The 18,415-nt window shown below is 58.5% G+C and carries 15 protein-coding genes; 10 read left to right on the top strand and 5 right to left on the bottom strand.

The features are described 5' to 3' along the window. Position 1: 1 nt before the first annotated feature. The 3 genes from AC2FFB_RS09995 (at position 2) to amaB (ending at position 4,472) form a co-directional block, all read left to right on the top strand. Positions 2-1,711 carry an ABC transporter ATP-binding protein gene (locus AC2FFB_RS09995; RefSeq protein ID WP_496694071.1) on the top strand — a complete coding sequence of 570 codons (1,710 nt, stop codon included), beginning with the start codon at positions 2-4 and terminating at the stop codon, positions 1,709-1,711. Between the two features lie 139 nt (positions 1,712-1,850). Then, complete coding sequence (locus tag AC2FFB_RS09990) at positions 1,851-2,957, top strand: saccharopine dehydrogenase family protein (protein ID WP_496694072.1); 1,107 nt, start codon at positions 1,851-1,853, stop codon at positions 2,955-2,957. An 18-nt stretch (positions 2,958-2,975) separates the two neighbouring features. After that, entirely contained in the window at positions 2,976-4,472 is a 1,497-nt protein-coding gene (gene amaB, locus AC2FFB_RS09985) for an L-piperidine-6-carboxylate dehydrogenase (protein ID WP_496874865.1), read from the top strand. A 38-nt stretch (positions 4,473-4,510) separates the two neighbouring features. Here amaB and AC2FFB_RS09980 read toward each other — a convergent pair whose 3' ends face one another. Further along, positions 4,511-6,088, bottom strand: a complete 1,578-nt coding sequence (locus tag AC2FFB_RS09980) for a DUF5928 domain-containing protein (RefSeq protein ID WP_496874864.1) — start codon at positions 6,086-6,088, stop codon at positions 4,511-4,513. 142 nt (positions 6,089-6,230) lie between these two features. On the opposite strand from AC2FFB_RS09980, the gene AC2FFB_RS09975 reads away from it, so the two are divergent. Further along, positions 6,231-7,049, top strand: a complete 819-nt coding sequence (locus tag AC2FFB_RS09975; protein ID WP_142638414.1) for a sulfotransferase family protein — start codon at positions 6,231-6,233, stop codon at positions 7,047-7,049. A 184-nt stretch (positions 7,050-7,233) separates the two neighbouring features. On the opposite strand, the gene ilvD is transcribed toward AC2FFB_RS09975, so the two are convergent. Then, on the bottom strand, positions 7,234-9,066 hold the full coding sequence (gene ilvD, locus AC2FFB_RS09970; RefSeq protein ID WP_496874863.1) for a dihydroxy-acid dehydratase: 1,833 nt from the start codon (positions 9,064-9,066) through the stop codon (positions 7,234-7,236). 107 nt (positions 9,067-9,173) lie between these two features. Between ilvD and AC2FFB_RS09965 the strand changes: the two genes are divergently transcribed. From AC2FFB_RS09965 to AC2FFB_RS09950, 4 genes are all read left to right on the top strand, one after another. Next, on the top strand, positions 9,174-9,731 hold the full coding sequence (locus AC2FFB_RS09965) for a helix-turn-helix domain-containing protein (RefSeq protein WP_271950992.1): 558 nt from the start codon (positions 9,174-9,176) through the stop codon (positions 9,729-9,731). A gap of 2 nt (positions 9,732-9,733) precedes the next feature. Beyond that, positions 9,734-10,003, top strand: a complete 270-nt coding sequence (locus AC2FFB_RS09960; RefSeq protein WP_496874862.1) for a CBU_0592 family membrane protein — start codon at positions 9,734-9,736, stop codon at positions 10,001-10,003. 80 nt (positions 10,004-10,083) lie between these two features. Continuing rightward, entirely contained in the window at positions 10,084-10,938 is an 855-nt protein-coding gene (gene sseA, locus AC2FFB_RS09955) for a 3-mercaptopyruvate sulfurtransferase (protein ID WP_142638408.1), read from the top strand. Then, positions 10,938-12,122: an amino acid aminotransferase gene (locus AC2FFB_RS09950; protein WP_496874861.1), complete on the top strand. Its 1,185-nt coding sequence runs from the start codon at positions 10,938-10,940 to the stop codon at positions 12,120-12,122. The genes sseA and AC2FFB_RS09950 overlap by 1 nt, the downstream gene beginning before the upstream one ends. Before the next feature lie 64 nt (positions 12,123-12,186). On the opposite strand, the gene AC2FFB_RS09945 is transcribed toward AC2FFB_RS09950, so the two are convergent. Next, positions 12,187-13,509: an ammonium transporter gene (locus AC2FFB_RS09945; protein WP_142638405.1), complete on the bottom strand. Its 1,323-nt coding sequence runs from the start codon at positions 13,507-13,509 to the stop codon at positions 12,187-12,189. Between the two features lie 33 nt (positions 13,510-13,542). Next, on the bottom strand, positions 13,543-13,881 hold the full coding sequence (locus tag AC2FFB_RS09940) for a P-II family nitrogen regulator (RefSeq protein ID WP_142638403.1): 339 nt from the start codon (positions 13,879-13,881) through the stop codon (positions 13,543-13,545). 258 nt (positions 13,882-14,139) lie between these two features. Between AC2FFB_RS09940 and AC2FFB_RS09935 the strand changes: the two genes are divergently transcribed. Beyond that, positions 14,140-16,323, top strand: a complete 2,184-nt coding sequence (locus AC2FFB_RS09935) for a transglycosylase domain-containing protein (RefSeq protein WP_496874860.1) — start codon at positions 14,140-14,142, stop codon at positions 16,321-16,323. A 206-nt stretch (positions 16,324-16,529) separates the two neighbouring features. Beyond that, positions 16,530-17,042 carry a class I SAM-dependent methyltransferase gene (locus AC2FFB_RS09930; protein WP_496874859.1) on the top strand — a complete coding sequence of 171 codons (513 nt, stop codon included), beginning with the start codon at positions 16,530-16,532 and terminating at the stop codon, positions 17,040-17,042. 137 nt (positions 17,043-17,179) lie between these two features. On the opposite strand, the gene leuB is transcribed toward AC2FFB_RS09930, so the two are convergent. Then, positions 17,180-18,283, bottom strand: coding sequence for a 3-isopropylmalate dehydrogenase (gene leuB, locus AC2FFB_RS09925; RefSeq protein WP_142638396.1), 1,104 nt, complete (start codon positions 18,281-18,283; stop codon positions 17,180-17,182). Positions 18,284-18,415: the final 132 nt, after the last annotated feature.

The following is an 18,415-nucleotide window of genomic DNA, read 5'->3' as shown; positions in this document are numbered from 1 at the left end:
CATGAGCCTTCTGACGATCAATGACCTGACGGTCGAATTCCCCACCCGCCGCAAATTGTTCACAGCCGTGGACCATGTGGACCTGTCGGTTGAACCCGGAGAAATCCACGGCTTGGTTGGCGAATCCGGGGCCGGTAAATCCACCATTGGCGCGGCCATCATGGGATTGTTGGATCGCCCCGGCCGTATTGCCAGCGGCACGATCCAGCTGAGCGGTGACCAGATCAGTGGTCTGGATGCCGAGGCGATGCGGGGGCTGCGCGGCAAAAAGATCTCGATGATCTTTCAGGACCCGCTGACCTCGCTGAACCCGTTATTCACCGTGCGCGAACAACTGACCGAGACCATTCAGGCCCATCTGGGTGGAACGGATGCCGAGGCGAACCAACGCGCGCGCGACCTGATTGACCGGGTTGGCATTCCTGATCCGGACACGCGGCTGGACCAGTATCCGCACCAGTTCTCGGGCGGGATGCGGCAGCGTGTGGTCATCGCGCTTGCCTTGTGTACCGAACCGGATGTGATCATCGCGGATGAGCCGACCACGGCGCTGGACGTCTCGGTTCAGGCGCAGATTCTGGACCTGATCAAAGAACTGGCGCGGGAACGTCAGGTGGGCGTCATCCTGATCACCCACGACATGGGTGTGATCGCGGACACGACGGACAAGGTGACGGTGATGTATGCGGGCAAGGTTGTCGAAACCGGCCCGACCGTGCAGGTGATGGGGCAGCCCACCCATGAATACACCAAATCGCTGATCGCTGCCGTGCCGCGCCCGACCCTGAAACTGCATCGCTTTCCCCAGATCAGCTATGGTGGACGCGAGACACGCTTTGCCATCGAAGACATGGCCCGCCACTGGCCCAAGGTGGATAATGACACCAGCAAACCGGTGTTCGAGATCCGCAACCTGACCAAGAAGTTCCTGCAGCGCAAAGGCCTGTTGCCCTGGGACCGCACCTATTTCACCGCCGTTGACGAAGTAAGTTTCGACATCCGCGCAGGCGAGGTGTTTGGCGTTGTGGGTGAATCCGGCTCGGGCAAGTCGACTGTCGCACGGATGATTGCAGGGTTGTACCCTGTGGATGGCGGCACGATTACATTCGACGGGCAGGTGGTCAGCGATCTGACCAATCGGACCGCGCTGGATGCCTATCGCAAGAACATCCAGATGATCTTTCAGGACCCGTATTCCTCGCTCAATCCCCGTATGCGGGTGGATGAGATCGTGGCCGAGCCGATCCGCCATCACAGGTTGATGGAAGGTGCAGATATCAAACGCCGCGTCGATGAGTTGTTGGATCAGGTGGGACTCGGCCATGAGGCCGGGCAGAAATACCCGCATGAATTCTCGGGCGGACAGCGGCAACGCATCTCGATTGCACGTGCGCTGGCCACGCAACCGCGATTCCTGATTTGTGACGAGCCAACCAGCGCGCTGGACGTGTCCATTCAGGCGCAGATTCTGAACATCTTGAAGGACCTGCAGGAACATCTGGGCCTGACCCTGCTGTTCATCAGTCATGACCTGCCGGTGGTACGTCAGATGTGCGACCGAGTGGCAGTGATGAAACAGGGCCAAATTGTCGAGTTGCAGGAAACCAATAACTTGTTCGCCAACCCCCAGACGGATTATGCCCGCGAATTGTTGCGCCTGATGCCCAGGCTTGATGACCTGTCGACCGAGGGGTTGGACGCCGAATCCTGAGGCAGTGACGATTCCAGTATTGGCGGTATGACGGAAGGTCCGTCAATATGGCGATAGTTTTGACGTTTTCGTCAAGATTGCCTCTGCAGATTGAACAACTGTGCCTTCATACTTTCTGAAACGAAAGAGGAGGCGCGTTTTGAGCTGGAATATCTGTGTCATCGGAGCAGGCAAGATCGGTCAGATGATCGCGACTTTGCTGCAAACTTCATCCAACTATTCGGTCACAGTTGCCGACCGCGATCTGGCGGCGTTGTCCGTGCTGAATCGGCAGGGAGTTTCGACCCGCCAGATTGATGTCAGCGATGAAACGCAGCTGGCTGAGGGTCTGAACGGTTTCGATGCGGTTATCTCGGCGGCTCCGTTTTTCCTGACCCCACGGATTGCCAAAGCCGCCAAATCGGCCGGCGCGCATTATTTTGACCTGACCGAAGATGTTGCCGCCACCAACGCGGTGCGCGAGTTGGCCGCCGACAGCGAAACGGCCTTTATGCCGCAATGCGGGTTGGCACCGGGTTTTGTCGGCATCGCCGGCGCGGCCTTGGCTGCGGAGTTCGATACGCTGGACAGCCTGCATATGCGGGTCGGGGCGTTGCCGCTCTATCCCACCAACGCATTGAAGTACAATCTGACCTGGTCCACCGATGGGCTGATCAACGAATATTGCAATCCGTGCGATGCCATCGTGAATGGCGAACGGGTCAAGACCGCTCCGCTCGAGGATTACGAGCGTTTGGGTCATGACGGGGTGGAATATGAATGCTTCAATACCTCGGGCGGGTTGGGCACGTTGCCAGAAACCCTGGACGGAAAGGCGCGGGACGTGTCGTACCGATCGATCCGCTACCCGGGACACCGTGACATTCTGCGTTTGCTGCTGAATGATCTTGGATTGGAACGTCGTCGCGACCTGATGAAGGAAATCTTCGAGACCGCGCTGCCGCGGACCGATCAGGATGTGGTTCTGGTTTATTGCACCGCAAAAGGCATGATCGATGGGGCTCTGCGCGAGAAATCCCTGATCAACAAATCTTATGCCCGTACCCTCAATGGTCAGGTCTGGAGCGCCATTCAGGTCACCACTGCTGCCGGTGTTCTGGGTGTGGTTGATCTGATGCGAACGGGTGCTTTGCCCGGCAAAGGGTTCGTGCGGCAAGAGCAGGTGAACCTATCTGATTTCCTGAACACCGAATTCGGTCAGCTTTACCGCACCGGGGACATAACCAAACAGAACAAGGCGGCCTGAGATATGAAAGACATCGCTATGACAGCCCAAACAACCCTTGCAAATCTGGACCTGACAGCCGCTGAGCTGATGGGCGGCACGCTGGCTGTACGCTCGCCCATTGATGGCGGCATTCTGGCCGAGGTACATGAAACGCCTGCGTCAGGGATGGGCACGGTGTTTGCCAATGCCAAGATGGCATTCAAGGCGTGGCGCACGGTTCCGGCCCCACGCCGGGGCGAGCTGATCCGCCTGCTGGGCGAGGAATTGCGCGCCGCCAAAGACGATTTGGGTGCGCTGGTCAGCTGGGAAGCTGGTAAGATCACCTCGGAAGGTCTGGGTGAAGTGCAGGAGATGATCGACATCTGCGATTTCGCCGTCGGCCTGTCGCGCCAGCTTTATGGTTTGACCATCGCATCTGAGCGCCCGGGCCACCGGATGATGGAAACGTGGCACCCGGCAGGACCGGTGGGCGTGATCTCGGCCTTCAACTTTCCGGTGGCGGTCTGGTCGTGGAATGCCGCGCTGGCGCTGGTCTGCGGTGATCCGGTGATCTGGAAGCCGTCTGAAAAGACGCCTTTGACCGCGATGGCCTGCCAGAAGATCTTTGAACGTGCACTGGCCCGATTTGGTGATGCGCCCGACCACCTGCTGCAGACCCTGATCGGAGGTGCCGCGCTGGGCGAGGCGCTGGTGGCCAGCGAGGACGTGCCGGTCATTTCGGCGACCGGGTCCACACGGATGGGCCGTGCCGTAGCCCCCATCGTGGCGCAGCGGTTCGGGAAATGCATTCTCGAGCTTGGTGGCAATAACGCCATGATCGTGGGCCCTTCGGCCGATCTGGAAATGGCTGTACGCGCGATCGTCTTTTCTGCGGTCGGCACAGCCGGTCAACGCTGCACCACGCTGCGCCGTCTGATCGTTCACAACTCGATCCGCGAAGAACTGGTAAGCCGGTTGAAAAAAGCCTATGCCGGTCTGCCCATCGGCAATCCGCTGATCGAAGGCACTTTGATCGGTCCGCTGGTGGACGAAGCCTCGGGCGCGGCCATGACCGCTGCGCTGGACGCTGCAAAGGCCGAAGGCGGCGCAGTCTTTGGTGGCGACCGCGTGACCGAAAACGTCCCCGCCGGTGTCTATATGCAGCCCGCGATTGTCGAGATGCCTGGCCAGACAGCAACCGTAAAGACCGAAACCTTTGCACCGATCCTCTATGTCATGGGGTACGACGCGTTCGACGAAGCCATCGAATTGCAAAATGACGTACCGCAAGGTCTGTCGTCTTGCGTATTCACTCTGAACATGCGCGAGGCCGAGCAATTCCTGACCGCAGCGGGATCGGATTGTGGCATTGCCAATGTCAATATCGGGCCATCGGGGGCCGAGATCGGTGGCGCATTTGGTGGCGAGAAGGAAACCGGTGGCGGGCGTGAAAGCGGCTCGGATGCGTGGAAGGCCTATATGCGCCGTCAGACCAACACCGTGAACTACTCAGCCGAGCTGCCGCTGGCGCAAGGCGTCAAGTTCGACATCTGATCGTGCTGTCGGCGGTACCTGATGGTGCCGCCGGCTCATCAATCTGCAAACAGATAATCCAATCGCATGATGGCCTGCGCCTGTTCCTGTGAAACATTCAGAAACCGGACAATGGCGTCTTCGTTTTCTGTCCGGTCGCTGGTTTCCCGCAGGCGTGCATGTCGATCCAACGCGGTGCCCCGGATCAATTCGGATTCGTATTCCATCGCGTTGTGCAAGGTTGGGACAAGCCGTGCCACGGTTTCGGTCGGGCTGTCCTGACCGGCCAACCCCACACGGCGGGCGTGGCCGATCAGGTAATCGTCGGAATATTCACACTCGACTTCAAGCACATGGGTTTTGACCTGATCTGCACAGAAGTCCTGAATGATTTCGATATCTGAGGGATCGATGCACAGAACCAGCCGGTTGGTTTCGAAACTTTCAAACAGCATCCGCACAAGAGCACGCCGGTGGCGGGACCGTTTGAGCAAGGTCGTTTCGATGCCGCCAAGATCGGGCAGAGCCGTATCCTGTTCGTTGAACAGATACTCGACACAAGGGATATCGGTTTCGGACTTAATCTGATCGACCAGACGCTTGGCCACATGCCATTTCTTGCACACGATCAGGAAAACATCGCGGTCCGGTCCCAGCGTATTTCCGGCCTCCCAGAACCTTTGCTTGTGGCGGCGTCCGACGCGCCCTCTTGCGGTTAAGAAACTATGGAGATTGCGGCCTTCATCCGAGATGTGAAAATCCACCCCTTCCACAGAATAGAGCTGGCCCAACCGGTCCTTCAGCTCATGTGCCTCGGGGCTGATTTTGCGGGCGAACAGAAAATCCTGCCCTAACAGCATGTCGTAATGGTCGTTATAAAATGTCACGGGCATTCCGTAGTCCGAGAACATCAGGAATGTGAGCGTTCGGTTGTCGATCTCTTCACGGGGAACAAGGTGGCGGACAAGCGTTTGAAAGAAAGTCTCATCCGGTATCCAGGTGGTCGAGAAAAAGCGGATTACGTCCGGGCGCTGGGCCAGGAATTCAAAGATCATTTCAACAGTATGACGGCGCAGACACCACCACTGACTGCCGATCATGACCTGGATGTCAGCCGGAACCTCGCGGGTCAGTCCAAGTTTTTTCTGTACGTCATAGGATGTATAGAATCGTCTGCTCTGGGTGCGCTCATTGAAGAAATGGCGATAGATCAGCCGGTCTTCTTTCATGCCGGTCTTGATCCAGTTACTGGCAAAAAAGTCGTGGCTTTCGACAAAATCCCTGTCGTTGTCGTTCAGGAACTGATGCGCGTATTCCGCTGTTTTGATCGCCATGCAATCCCCTGACAGCATGTAGAAATGCGTCGCGCGGGGAAAGGCCTTGAGGGCGGCTTGCACTGCGTTCAATGTGGCCTGTACCAAAGACCACTCGCCCCAACCGCATTTGATGCGTTTGGTTGCAAAAGTGACATTCGAATTGGCCTGAAGAGCGCCCTGAATGCGTGCATAGGCCTCGCGACTTGCGCGGGCGTCAAAATGTATGGCCATGCAATCGCCAGCAGCGGTTAGCTGCTCGGCCTGCGCAATGATTGCGTCAGGGTCCTTGTGGCACAACAAAATGTAGGCAATTTTTGCCATTTCAGTTCTTTGTTATCCGTTTCTGCCCGGTTCCCTCTGTGATACTGAGGATGAGCGATTGAATAAACAGATTATTTTTGGTTCTGTAGATACAAAAGCAGGCGCGAATAGTGAGTTACGACCTGTTGAGGAGGCGCAGCAAATGGGTTTTCCCGGTACATGGATGACCGAGAGCGAGAGCATGGTTTACCGTGTTGTCCCGAAATGTGCATGCTCAACCATCGGGCAAATCATGTATTTTTCGGATCATGGCCGTTTTTTTGACGGCGATATCCACGATGCCAAGGACGGGATGCATAAGTGGGCGTTCGGTCCCAGCCAGGAGCCGATTTCGACAAATGTCCGAAATCATAACTCCTTTTCTTTCACCTGCGTGCGGAACCCGTACACGCGAATTCTCAGTTCGTTCTTTGACAAGATCTGTGGAATTCAGCGCAACGGCAAACGGTATCGCGGCAATCTGGTGCCGACGCTGATCTACAATTACGGCATCGAGGTTGGCGGAGAGGACGGTCAGGGTGATTTCGACCAGGTCGCCAGTTTCCGCAGATTCCTGTTATTTGCTCGTGACACGATCAGGTGGCGCAGGCCCATGGACCCGGATATCCACTGGTCCGCCATGTCTGGCCATGTGTCGACGTTTATTGCAAATGGCGGACGATATGATCGCATCTTCTGGACCGAGAAGTTCAACGATGGGATGCAAGGTGTTCTGAGCAACTTGGACACGCCACACAAGGTGGCCCTGTCCGAAATCCCGCGGTTCAACGAATCCGAAGGCCACGGACCCAAACGAAAGCATCCTGTCGAGGACTATTTCGACGACCTGTCGATGCATCTTGTCTACGAGATCTACAAACAGGATTTCGATCTATTCAAATATGATTTTGAAGATCCGGCCAACAAGATGCCGATCGCCGAGATTGATCTGGATGAAGTCCACGCCAAGCTTGGGGATTGAGCTGGAAATCACCTTCCCCGCCCATCGGCAATGTATCTTGCGAAACATCTCCTCTGGTTGGGTCTGGCGCCGCGCTATGCGCCGCCCCAGGCCCAAGACCAAAGCGGATAGCGCCAGAAGGCGCGGGAGCGCTTTGGGAATTGATTGGGCCGGATCACTTGATTTGGTGTCCGGCCCTTATGTCTTAGACCTCCCGCACGGCCCCTTTTGCCGCGCTGGTTGTCAGTTTGGCATAGGCTTTGAGCGCGGTTGAGACTTTGCGCTTGCGGGGCGCTGCCGGTATCCAGCCTTTTGCATCCTGCTCCTGGCGTCGTTCGGCAAGCACTTCATCTGAGACTGCCAGATGGATCGAGCGGTTGGGGATGTCGATCTCAATCCGGTCACCCTGGCGCACCAACCCGATCTCGCCACCTTCGGCCGCCTCGGGTGAGACATGGCCGATCGACAGGCCGGAGGTTCCACCCGAGAACCGTCCATCCGTCAGCAAAGCACAGGTTTTTCCCAGACCTTTGGATTTCAGGTAAGACGTCGGGTACAGCATTTCCTGCATCCCCGGACCGCCGCGCGGGCCTTCATAGCGGATGACCACCACGTCGCCCTCTTTGACCTTGCTGGTCAGAATGTCATTCACCGCCTGATCCTGGCTTTCGCAGACATAGGCCGACCCGGTGAAGGTCAGGCTGGCCGGATCGACACCGGCTGTTTTCACGATACAGCCGTCGCGGGCAATATTGCCGAACAGAACCGCCAGACCGCCATCCTGGCTGAAGGCGTGCTCTTTCGACCGGATCACACCGCCTTCGCGGTCCGTGTCCAGCTCTTTGTAGCGGTTCGACTGGCTGAACGCCTGCGTGGTGCGCACACCGCCCGGCGCGGCCTTGAACAAGTCTTGCGCCTTGGGGTTGTTGGCCACCTTGATGTCCCAATTGGCAATCGCCTCACCCATCGTGCCGGAATGGACCGTGCTGCAATCCTCGTGCAGCAGGCCTGCGCGGCTGAGCTCACCCAGGATCGAAAAGATGCCGCCGGCGCGGTGGACGTCTTCCATATGCACATTCTCGGTATTGGGTGCGACCTTACACAGGCAGGGCACCTGACGGCTGAGACGGTCCATGTCGGTCATGGTGAAATCCACCTCGCCCTCATGCGCGATGGCCAGCAGATGCAGCACCGTGTTGGTCGATCCGCCCATGGCGATATCCAGGCTCATTGCGTTTTCGAACGCCTCGAACGTGGCGATTTCGCGCGGGAGGAAGCCTTTCTCGTCCAGATCATAGTGCCGTTTGGTGATCTCGACGATCCGGCGACCGGCTTCAAGGAACAGCTCTTTGCGGTCCGCATGTGTGGCCAGAGTCGAGCCGTTGCCCGGCAGCGCCAGACCCAGCGCCTCGGCCAGACAGTTCATCGAGTTGGCGGTGAACATGCCCGAGCACGACCCGCAAGTCGGGCAGGCGTTTTCCTCGATATGCTGAACCTGCTCATCGGTGAACTTGGCGTCAGCGGCGGCCACCATAGCGTCCACGAGGTCGATCTTTTTGGCGTCCAGATCGGCGATGTCGATCTTGCCCGCCTCCATTGGCCCACCCGAGACGAAAATGGCGGGGATGTTCAGGCGCATCGCGGCCATCAGCATGCCGGGCGTGATCTTGTCACAGTTCGAGATGCAGACCATCGCGTCAGCACAGTGCGCGTTGACCATATATTCAACTGAATCCGCGATTACCTCACGTGAGGGCAGCGAATACAGCATCCCGTCATGTCCCATGGCGATACCGTCATCCACCGCGATGGTGTTGAACTCTTTGGCGACACCGCCTGCGGCTTCGACCTCGCGGGCGACCATTTGGCCCAGATCCTTCAGGTGGACATGGCCCGGCACGAACTGGGTGAACGAGTTGACGATGGCGATGATCGGCTTGCCGAAGTCATCATCCCCCATGCCGGTCGCGCGCCACAGGCCACGGGCACCGGCCATGTTGCGGCCATGGGTTGAGGTTCTGGATCGGTACAATGGCATGATGCTGTTTCCCTATTGCCTCGGGTTGCATGTCTTGGGGTTTGTGCGTTATAGCGCACGTACCACATGTGCGCTATAACGCACAAGAGGATTCGAAAGACGGCATCATGGCACCGGACGAGATCACGCTGAAATTACGGGACATGCGGGCGGCATCCGGGCTAAGCCTGTCCAAAGTCGCCGAGATGACAGGCGTCAGCAAAGCCATGCTGGGGCAGATCGAGCGTGGCGAATCCAGCCCAACCATCGCCACTTTGTGGAAGATCGCCAAGGGGTTCCAACTGCCGCTGAGCGCGCTGATTGAAACCGCGAATGGGGACCCCTCTGTTTTTCAGACCGTGACTTTTCCGGGCAGCATCGAGGTCAAGATCGTCTTTCCGTTTGATTCCGCGCTAGGGGCCGAAACCTTTCACGTCAGTCTGACCCCAAACCAATGCCACGAGTCGCCCGCCCATGCGGCGGGCGTGACCGAAGAGGTCTTTGTCCTTTCCGGTACGCTTGAAATTCTGCGTGGCGAGGCCTGGGTGCCGCTAAACGCTGGACAGGGGCTGCGTTTTGCCGCCGATCTGCCGCATGGCTATCGTGCGGGCGGGCAGGGGGCTGCGTTTTTGAACATGCACCATTATGGGCAACACAGCGAGTTTCCTGAAAACGGCAAGGGCTGATCATGACTGCGTTTCTTGACACTTTGACCATCGCGGATGGAATCGGCTCAATCGGGGCGATGATCGTGGTTGCTGCGTATTTCGCCACGCAGATGCGGATGATGAATTCCGACGACCTGGCCTTTCCGGTGGTAAACCTATTGGGGTCGATTCTGATCGTCTATTCGCAGTTTGAGAACTTCAATTTAGCCTCGATGCTGATCGAATCCTTCTGGATTTTGATCAGTCTGATCGGGATCGCTCAGTTTTTCCGCCTCAGGCGGGCCCGTTAGCGGTACAGGCCGCCATCCAGCCTTGAACAGACATGCGCGCGCGTATAGGGACAAACCAAGCGCGCATAGGGGAGGCATTGATGCAGGACGATCCCAAAACCCTCGTTTCAACCGAATGGCTTGCGGCCCATCTCAAGGATCCGGACCTGCGGGTTCTGGACGGATCATGGTATCTGCCGCAACACGGACGCGACGCCAAAGCGGAATATGACGCGACCCATATCCCCGGCGCGCGATTCTTTGACATTGATGATATTGCCGATCTTCGGTCGGACCTGCCGCATATGGTGCCTCCTGTCGAGAAATTCATGTCGCGCCTGCGGGCGATGGGCGTGGGGGATGGCCATCAGGTGGTGGTCTACGACGGCTCGGGGTTGTCCTCGGCCGCGCGGGTCTGGTGGATGTTCCGCCTGATGGGGCAGGACAACATTGCCGTTCTGGACGGTGGCTTGCCGAAATGGCTTGCCGAGGGGCGAGAGGTTGAAGACCTGCCGCCTGTTATCCGCGACCGCCACATGACCGTGCGGGTTCAGAACCATCTGGTGCGTGATGTCACGCAGGTATCTGCCGCAGCCAAGCTGGGGGATCACGAGATCATCGACGCACGCGCAGCCGGTCGCTTCGCGGGTACCGATCCCGAGCCGCGCGAAGGGCTGCGGTCTGGTCGTATTCCCGGATCACGAAACGTCCCCTTCGGCACCTTGCTGAACAAGAATCACACGATGAAATCGCCCGAGGAATGCCGCGCCATTTTCGAGGCCGCTGGCGTCGACCTGTCGAAACCGGCGATTACCTCATGCGGGTCGGGTGTGACCGCCGCGATCCTCAGCCTTGCGCTCGAGCGCATGGGCAAGAAAGACCACTCGCTTTATGACGGCTCCTGGGCTGAATGGGGTGCCTTCCCGACCCTGCCCGTCGCAACCGGAGAGACCTGATGTTTGAACATCTCAAGCCGCAACCTGCCGACAAGATTCTAGCGCTGATGCAGATGTACCGCGAAGACCCGCGCGATCAGAAGATCGACCTGGGTGTTGGCGTCTACAAGAATGCCGAAGGTATCACGCCAGTGATGCGCGCGGTCAAGGCCGCCGAAAAGCGCATTCTGGAAGAGCAGGAAAGCAAGGCCTATACCGGTCTGGCTGGTGATCCGGCCTATGCGGATGCGATGATTGACCTGATCCTGCGCACATCGGTGCCGCGTGGCAACATTGCCGCTGTGGCTACGCCCGGCGGAACCGGTGCTTGCCGTCAGGCATTTGAGATGATCCGCATGGCCAACCCCTCGGCCCGCGTGTTCGTCTCGAACCCGACCTGGCCAAACCATCTGTCGATCCTGAATTACCTGGGGATCGAAGCGGTTCCATACCGCTATTTCGATGGCGAGACTCGTGGCGTCGATTTCGACGGCATGATTGCCGATCTGAAAACCGCCAAGTCGGGCGATGTGGTGTTGTTGCACGGCTGCTGCCACAACCCGACCGGGGCCAACCTGAACCTGGTGCAGTGGCAGGAAGTGGTGAACATCATCAACGAGCTTGGCCTCGTGGCGATGATCGACATTGCCTATCAGGGTTTTGGCGACGGTCTGGAAGAGGATGCGCAGGCGACCCGCCTTGTTGCGTCTTCAGTCAAGGAATGCCTGATTGCCGCGTCGTGTTCCAAGAATTTCGGCGTCTACCGTGAACGCACGGGCCTATTGATGGCAATCAGCGCAGATGCGGGACAGACCGCGTTGAACCAGAGCACGCTGGCCTTTCTGAACCGCCAGAACTATTCATTCCCGCCCGACCACGGCGCGCGCGTGGTCACCACGATCCTGACCGACCCCGTCCTGCGGGCCGACTGGGAGGCCGAGCTGGAAGAGATCCGCTTGTCCATGCTGGGGCTGCGCCAGCAACTGGCCGATGAGCTGCAACGCCACAGCGGCTCCGACCGGTTCGGCTTTGTCGCCCAGCATCGCGGCATGTTCTCGCGCTTGGGCGCGGCACCGAAACTGGTGGAACAACTGCGCGCTGATCACGGCATCTACATGGTCGGCGACAGCCGTCTGAACATTGCCGGGCTGAATGCCAACACGGTTCCGATTCTGGCCAATGCGATTATCGACGTCGGAGTTTAAATCTGCGGAAAAAAAAGAAACCCGGGCGACACCGCCCGGGTTTTTTGTTGGATTGGGTTGGATATCAGCCCTTGGAGAACTCTGGGTACGCTTCCATGCCCAGTTCCGCCATGTCCAGGCCGTTGATCTCATCCTCTTCGCTGACTCGAATGCCGACGGTGGACTTCAGGATCGACCACAGGATCAAAGCGCCGACAAAGGTGAACAGACCGTAGGCGAGGATACCCAGCAGCTGCGTACCCAGGCTGGCTTCGCCGTAAAAGATCACGGCGATGGTGCCCCAGATCCCGGCGAACAGGTGAACCGGGATGGCACCGACCACGTCATCGATCTTGAACTTGTCCAGCATCGGGACCGCAAAGACCACGATGATACCGCCTACGGCACCGATCCACAGTGCGCCGAACAGCGTCGGGGCCAGCGGTTCCGCAGTGATTGACACCAGGCCGGCCAGCGCGCCGTTCAGCACCATGGTCAGGTCAGGTTTTTTGTACAGCAGCTGTGTCAGGATCAGGGCTGCCACTGCGCCTGCCGCTGCGGCCATGTTGGTGTTAGCAAAGATGCGCGACACGTCGGATACGTCACCCACGGTTCCCATCGCCAGCTGCGAGCCGCCGTTGAAGCCGAACCATCCCAGCCACAGGATGAATGTCCCCAAAGTGGCCAGCGCCAGGTTCGAACCGGGCATCGGATGAACCTTGCCGTCTTTGTACTTGCCAATCCGCGGACCCAGGATCAGGGCACCTGCCAGAGCCGCCCAGCCGCCAACCGAATGGACGATGGTCGAGCCAGCAAAATCTGAGAAACCAGCCTCGGACAACCAGCCACCGCCCCACTGCCACGAGCCAGAGATCGGGTACATGACGCCGGTCAGAACAATCACGAAAACCAGGAAGGGCCACAGCTTGATACGTTCAGCTACAGCACCCGATACGATCGACGCAGTTGCGGCCACAAACACCAGCTGGAAGAAGAAGTCCGAACCAACCGAAGCATAATCCAATGCCGCGGCGTCAGCACCCACGCCCACCGGATCCAGGACCGTGGTTTTGAAGAACGGTCCAACCCACCCCGCGATGGTCCAGCCGTCGCCGGGGTACATCAGGTTGAAGCCGATCAGCCAGTACATGATCGCGGCAAAGGAAAACAGCGCCACGTTCTTGATCATCTGCATGGCCACGTTTTTCGACCGCACCAGCCCGCCTTCGAGCATGGCAAAGCCGGCGGCCATGAAGAACACCAGGAACCCTGCCATCAGAAACAGCAGCGTGGTGAAGATGTATTGTGTGTGCAGCGCGGCTTCGCCGGTGGCGGCCTCCTGCGCTAGGCCAATCTGCGGCAGCGCGACTATCGCGGCGGCAGGGATGAGAGATTTCATCAGGTTCATTGTCAGTCCTCGAATAGTGTTGAGTGGGGGCGCTTAAAGCGCCTCTTCGTTCGTTTCCCCGGTCCGCACGCGCAGGGCCTGCTCAACGTCGAGGACGAAAATCTTGCCGTCGCCGATCTTGCCGGTCTTGGCGGATTTGGTGATGGTTTCTACGATCTGGTCGGCCATCGTGGCGGGCACCACGATCTCAAGCTTGATCTTGGGTACAAAGTTCACCGCGTATTCGGCACCGCGATAGATTTCCGTGTGCCCCGATTGCGAGCCGAAGCCCTTGATCTCGGTTACCATCATGCCGCGTATGCCCGCGTCGGTCAGTGCCTCGCGCACCTCCTCGAGCTTGAACGGTTTGATTGTTGCAATAATCAGTTTCACGCTGTTCCCCTCTGCTTCCCCGGTCTGTCCGGCGTGTTTGCACCTGCAGAAAAAGAGCGTGCCAAAGCTGTGTAAGGAACGGTTCAGTGGTCAAATTCGGGAGGAATTGGTGAGTGAGTGCACAATTTTTGCACAGATTCTGCATATCGACTAAAATATAGGCGCGTTAGAGAGGGTGCATTCCGGAAATTCAGACCTCTACTTCATCGGTATAGCAGGGTATGGTGCCTCAAAACGATAACCGGGCAGAGTTTGAGCATGACTGAGTCCAGGCGCCGCAAGGCACCGCTTGTGGCGGACAAAAGATACGCGTCGAAGGGGCGAAAACCCACGGCGACCAAAGGCACTGCGAAACCCGCAGGCAAAAAGGCTGCGGCGCGCAAAACGACAACCCGCAAAAGCACACGGAGAAAGACACGCCGGAAATCCGGCGGTGGTGGTGGCTTTTTTCGCCGGTTGTTTCGCTGGGTCTGGCGCCTGATCTGGGGGGTAAGCTGGCGCGTGGGCGCTGTGGCTGCCCTGTTGCTGGCGCTGGCTGTCGGGGTTGTCTATACCTCTTTGCCTGATGTCGATGCTTTGCTAGACGGGCGCGCGCGCGGGTCGGTCACGTTGTTGGATCGGGATGGCAAAGTCTTTGCCTGGCGTGGGGATCAGTTCGGCGGGGTAATCACCGCGGACACGGTTTCTCCGTATCTGAAGAATGCAGTGGTCGCCACCGAGGACAAGCGATTCTACCGCCATTTCGGCGTCAGTCCGCGGGGTGTCGCTAGCGCTGTGCGTATCAACCTGCGCGAAGGGCGCGGGCCTTTGTCTGGCCATGGCGGGTCGACGATCACCCAGCAGACGGCCAAGCTGTTGTGTCTGGGCGTGCCTTATGTGCCCAGCGAATGGGAGTCTGAGGCCGCCTATGAGGCTGATTGCCGTCAGGGATCCCTTTGGCGCAAGGGCAAAGAGGCTGTCTATGCGATCGCGATGGAGGTCAAATACTCCAAGGATGAAATCCTGACCATCTATCTGAACCGTGCCTTCCTCGGGTCCGGTGCGCGGGGCTTTGAGGCGGCAAGCCAGCGCTATTTCGGGATTTCTGCCGCCGAGGTCAGCCCCTCGCAGGCGGCGATGCTGGCAGGTCTGCTGGTTGCCCCGACGCGGTATGCGCCGACAAATAACCTGCAACGCTCGCAGGATAGGGCGCAGTTGGTGATTGGGCTGATGGAGGCGCAGGGCTATCTGACCACTGCCCAGGCCAGCGGGGCGCGCAGCAACCCGGCGCAATTGTCTGCGGCTGCGGCTGCACGCGCCGGTGGGTATTTTGCCGATTGGGTCATCACGGAACTGCCCAGCTTTTTCGGCTCGGACACCACCGATGACGTGGTGATCCGGACGACGCTGGACCAGCGCCTGCAGAAATCCGCAGAAGAGGCATTGCAATATATCTTCAAGGAAAAGGTCCGCGAAGGGTCCAAGGCGCAGGCCGCGATTGTGGTGATGTCCGCAGATGGGGCCGTGCGCGCCATGGTCGGCGGGCGCAAGACCCGCGTATCGGGCGCCTTCAACCGGGCCACACAGGCGCTGAGGCAAACAGGGTCGTCCTTCAAACCCTTCGTCTATGCTACCGCGCTGGAACTGGGCTATTCGCCTCTGGATACGGTGGTGGACGAGCCCTATTGCATCAATATCGCCGGTTCGGGGCAATGGTGCCCCAAGAACTACACCAACAAGCATTATGGGCGCGTCACGCTTGCTGATGCCCTCAAGAACTCGTTGAACATCCCGGCCGTGAAAGTGGCCGAGGTTGCCGGTTTGGAAAATGTCCGTACCGTCGCCAGTGAGTTTGGCATTGAAAGCAATCTGGCCGAGGGACCCGCGCTGGCGCTGGGCGCATCGGAAAGCACGTTGATCGAGATGACGGGGGCCTATGCCGGTATCCTGAACGGCGGTTCTGCAGTTGAGCCCTATGGGTTGACCGAGCTGAAGCTGCTGGGCGACGACGCCCCTCTGATGGCGACGAGCACCGGCATCGGTGAGCGGGTGATCAACGGTAAGGCTGCCAAGCAACTGACCTGGATGATGGAACGTGTCGTGTCCGAAGGCACGGGCGGGCGCGCGAAACTACCCGGCTGGCAGGTGGCAGGTAAGACCGGCACCACGCAGGCGGCGCGGGATGCCTGGTTCATCGGGTTCACGGCTGATTACGTGACCGGAGTCTGGATGGGTTATGACGACAACACCCCCCTGTCCGGCGTGACTGGCGGCGGGTTGCCAGCCGAGATTTGGAAAGAGACGATGGTGCGCGTGACCGAGGGGATGACGCCCACACCGCTGCCAATGCTGGCCCCCGATCCGCCCGTCCGGCAAGAGCAACCGAGGCGTCAGCGCCGCAATCAGGGCAATGGGTTCGAAAATGCGATCAACAACCTGCTGAACAACCTCTTTGGCAACTGATGTAGGCAAGGAAAAGTCGGCGCGCAGGGTCAGCCAATGACAGCATATTGTGCGGAATGCCCGATTTGCATCCGTATCAACGTGAATTCCACGTCTGAACTGCTCTGCCGCTGCCAACATTGCTACTTCCGATATGCGGGACATTCCTGCCGCTCACGAAATATTTCACTTAGCTAATCACGTGGATATCTACTAACGCTGATTCCATGGCTTACAATTACGACAAACTGTACGGCGAGACACGAAATGCATTGGGGCAACCAACTTCGGTTTTTGTCAAATTTTTCGACCAACTCGACCAACATAACGTTCGTGTCCTCGACGTGGGGTGCGGACAAGGCCGTGACGCTATTTTCATTGCGAATTTGGGGCATCGCGTTGTGGGAGTGGACATATCCACCAATGGCATTCGCGATCTAAGAGCTGCAGCGACAAAAGAAAATTTAAAAGTTGAAGGTGTTGTGGCCGACATCACTACCTACAACCCAGAGGGTCTATTTGACATAGTGCTGATCGACCGAACACTGCACATGTTAGATCGCCCATCTCGGGGCACGGTTCTGAATTCGTTGATGGACCATGTAAGCGATGACGGATGGCTTCTAATCGCGGATGAGTCGCCCAATATTGCAGACTTTAAAGCCACCGCTTTGGCCCATGGTTTGGATTGGAAAACACATTTCGCAGAACGCGGTTATCTGTTTATGCGCCGATCTTAACGAACACATTGGGCTCAAAGCAGACTAACGTCGTCCGTGGCAAGAGCCCGTGCAGACTGCGTGCCAGTGATCCACGCCATCGGCTATAGATGGGCGGCGCATCTGGCGCCGCCTCTATTTTCGGTTGTGACCTCTGATCAGAGGCTGTCGTCCAGCGCCGCCAGAATCGCGTCGCCCATTTCCGTGGTGGAAACCGGCGTGACGCCTTCATCCGCCAGCAGGTCGCCGGTGCGGACGCCATCAGCCAGGACTTTTTCGATCGCAGCTTCCAGTCGGTCAGCCTCGGCCCCCTGATCGAAGCTGTAGCGCAGTGCCATGGCAAAGCTCAGGATACAGGCGATGGGGTTGGCCTTGCCCTGACCGGCGATATCGGGTGCGGAACCGTGGACCGGCTCGTACATCGCCTTGGGGCGGCCATTGGCCATTGGTGAGCCCAGGGAGGCGGACGGCAGCATACCCAGTGAACCGGTCAGCATCGCGGCACAGTCCGACAGGATGTCACCAAACAGGTTGTCAGTGACGATCACATCAAACTGCTTGGGCGCACGCACCAGCTGCATCGCGCCATTGTCGGCATACATGTGGCTCAGCTCGACCTCGGGATAGTCCTGAGCGACCCGGTTTACGACTTCGCGCCATAGAATGCCGGATTCCATGACATTGGCCTTTTCCATCGAGCACAGTTTCTTGTTCCGGCGCATCGCCAGCTCAAAAGCCGAGCGCGCGGCGCGTTCGATCTCGGATTCGGTATAGCGCTGGGTGTTGATGCCGACGCGTTCATTGCCTTCCTCGAAGATGCCTCGCGGCTCACCGAAATAGACGCCCGAGGTCAGCTCGCGCACGATCATGATATCCAGACCGGCAACGATGTCTTTCTTCAGCGACGAGAAATCCGCCAGCGCGTCAAAGCATTGTGCCGGGCGCAGGTTCGAATACAGGTCCATCTCTTTGCGCAGCCGCAGCAAGCCGCGCTCGGGCTTGAGGCTGAAATCCAGATCGTCATATTTGGGTCCACCAACAGCACCCAGCAGAACTGCGTCCGCCTCCTGCGCCTTGGCCATGGTTTCGTCCGACAGCGGTTTGCCATGGGCGTCATAGGCGGCACCGCCGACCAGATCCTCGCTCACGTCGAATTCCAGGCCGCGCTTGGCACCGAACCAGTCGATGATACGGCGCACTTCGGCCATGACTTCGGGGCCAATTCCGTCTCCGGGCAGGATGAGGAGCGAGGGGTTGGACATGAAGGATCTCCTTGCGTTTGACAGCAAAGGCCCTAGCGCCTGCGCCGCATCGGGTCAATGAGACGAACCGGCCTAAACGCAGGTTCTGGACGGGAAATCGGGTTTCCGTGCCCTTGCTACGTCACGGATAGT

The organism is Ruegeria sp. YTSA219, from assembly GCF_059609985.1.
Note: the sequence above shows the minus strand (reverse complement) of the source record. Positions and strands in the feature narration are given on the sequence as shown.